Here is a 2,471-nt window from a genome sequence, read left to right on the forward strand (position 1 = left end):
GGTGGGTGCTTCGGTCAGGCGGGGTGGATCCCATTCGTAGGGGGTGGCGGTCAGGTAGAGCCGGCGGTCGGCGCGGATGCGGTTGTGGTCGTGCAGGACGGTCCAGTCCTTGTCCCAGCTTCCTGCGGTGCGGTGTGCCTCGTCGACGATCAGGAGGTCGAAGGTGGGTGCGGGAGCGCGAGTGTGCTGGGTCTGTTCGATTCTCGGGAGGGAGTCGAGGGTGACGAAGACGGTGGCGTGCTCGTGCCGGGCCAGCCAGGTCGCCAGGAACTCTGGGTTGTTGGTGCTGTGGACGGCTGCTCCGGCCAGGACCGGGTGCTTGGCCGCAGCCAGGGAGGAGACGGCCATCATCGGTTCCCGGCGTCCGTCGTTGCGGGCTGCCTGGGCCCACTGCGAGATGAGGTCCAGGCTCGGCACGGCGATCAGCAGGTGACGGGCATCCAGGGCTTCGGCGGTCCGCAGCGCGGTGAGCGTTTTTCCAGTGCCGCAGGCCGACACCATGTGTCCGCGGGTGTGTGCGCGCGCGAGGTGACGTGCCGCACTGTCGACGGCCCGCTGCTGGTCCGGGCGTAGGGGGAGCCGGGCGGGGCGGGTGCGGGAGGCGGTGACGGCGGCGATCTCGGCGATGGGCTCCTCGGAGGGCATGAAACAAGATCCTCAGTGCGCGATGGAGCGGTGGCCGGCGGGATCCATCGTGTCGGGTGTCCTTCGCTGAGTGGTGTTGCGGGGGCTAACGGGCCGGACCGGTCGGGCGGGGGTCGTGTCGTGCAACGCTAGGGGATGTTGTGGGGCTGGTCTGGAGGCTAGGCGAACAGGGCTTCTACCAGGACTGCTTGGAGCCTCCCTTCTTCCAGGGCGGTCGTGATTTCGGCTGCGGAGGGGTCCCCGGTGAGGCCGGTGCACAGGACCGCGCAGGGCTCGTTCTGTTGCATCTTCCACATCGCGTCGGACAGAACGGTATTGGGGACGCGGAAAGTCTGCGTCTCTTCCTGAGTGGGGCCCTCGTAGTAGAGGCCCCTGAAGGTGCGGTCCTGGGTGACGAAGACTGCCTTCCACTGCTGGTGGGCCTCAGCGATGGTCTCTCCCCGCCAGGGCGGCCAGATAAAGCGGCTTCGATCGACGTCGGTCTCGGCCAGGTGGGTGGCGGGGCTCACCACGATCACGATCACGTCGGTGCCCAGAGTGATTTCGTTGCTGCGGTTGGTCAGGCGGTTGACCTGTACCTGTGAGGTGGGGAGCGTGACGTGGGTGAGGCCGATGTTGAAGACAGGCAGCTGGCCGGGTGAGTGGGGCGGTGTCGTCATGATGCCGGAGTACTCCTGGTTGAGGTCGTTCGGTTCTTTCGTGCTTTTGGGCTGCGGTACGTCTGGTGATGTCAGCCGGGGCTCGGGTTCCGGGTCTGTTGGGCGGGTGCGGCGGGCGCTGCCGGGAGGATCCGGTACAGCTGTTCATGCCGGGGGCCGGAGCGGAGGGACGCCCGTGGTCCCGTGGTCTGCCGGTTGGTACGGCGGGTTCAGGGTGTGCGGTGCCGGTGGCGTGAGGTCCAGCGCATGTCGAGGGCTTCCAGGGCGTCCAGTTGTTCTCGCGAGAGGGTCTGCGGAGCTCGCCGTTTCTCGGCGAGCCACCTTCCCAGGGCGAAGGCGGCGGCGTCTTCGCAGGTGTAGTTGTAGGGAACGTCCAGGTGATGGTGGCGGCGGCGGTAGGCGTAGGCGGCCTGCAATCCTCGGGCGAAGGCCCGTTGGGAAGCGCCGCGCGGGCGGCGCAGCAGGAGGGCCAGGGGGTGCTCGATGGGGAGGTCGCCCAGGAGGTTGTGCAGGTAGGTCTCGAGCTTGTCGAGGTTGTCGATCTGTTCGGCCAGCCATTGGGTCAGCACAGGGGCGGCGCCGGTGAGTTGGTGCGGGCTGGGGAAGATCAGGGTGTTGTCGCGGGCGGCGGCGTGGGCGCGGGCGTAGGTGCGTTTCCATTCGGCTCTGCCTTTGGCGTTCCACCAGGGGTAGATCTCGTTCAGGGCCCGCTGGTAGCAGTGGGGCAGGCGGCGGGTGTTGGCTTCCTTTCGGCTGTCGGCGAGCCAGCGGCCCAGGTGCAGGCCTTGGTGGTGTTCGGCCCACCGGGGTGCGAGGTGTCCGTGGCGGGTGACGTAGTCGCGGGCGATGAGGAGTTTGCGCTCGATGCTGTGTGGGGGGTGCTCCCAGATCATGCCGAGGGTGTCCAGTGCTGCGATGCGTTCGGGCAGGAGCAGGCCGTTGTTGCGCATGGAGCGTTGTGCGCCGATCCACCAGCCGAGGTAGAAGCGGCCGTCGTGGAGGTAGCGGCTGGGGACGTCGAGGTGGCCGTTTTGGAGGTGGAAGTCTGTGGCGACTTCGAAGGCGGCCTCCCATACGCGGTTGGGGGCCATGACGTCGTTCAGGTCGAGGACGGGGATGATCTCGTCGGCGCGTTCCGGGGGCGGGGCGATCTGGGGGGTGTCGGTG

General features: G+C 67.9%; 3 protein-coding genes. All 3 read right to left on the reverse strand.

Going from position 1 to position 2,471, the window contains the following annotated elements; genetic code table 11:
* On the reverse strand, positions 1 to 645 hold a 645-nt coding region (locus BZL64_RS26665; RefSeq protein ID WP_158101566.1), incomplete at its 3' end, for a DEAD/DEAH box helicase family protein.
* Between the two features lie 158 nt (positions 646 to 803).
* Positions 804 to 1,304, reverse strand: a complete 501-nt coding sequence (locus tag BZL64_RS26670; protein WP_086771729.1) for a hypothetical protein — start codon at positions 1,302 to 1,304, stop codon at positions 804 to 806.
* Between the two features lie 209 nt (positions 1,305 to 1,513).
* Positions 1,514 to 2,471: helicase associated domain-containing protein (locus BZL64_RS26675; protein WP_208639529.1), on the reverse strand; the 958-nt coding region annotated here is incomplete at its 5' end.

It is taken from the genome of Streptomyces bobili (assembly GCF_002154575.1).
GTDB lineage: Bacteria > Actinomycetota > Actinomycetes > Streptomycetales > Streptomycetaceae > Streptomyces > Streptomyces bobili.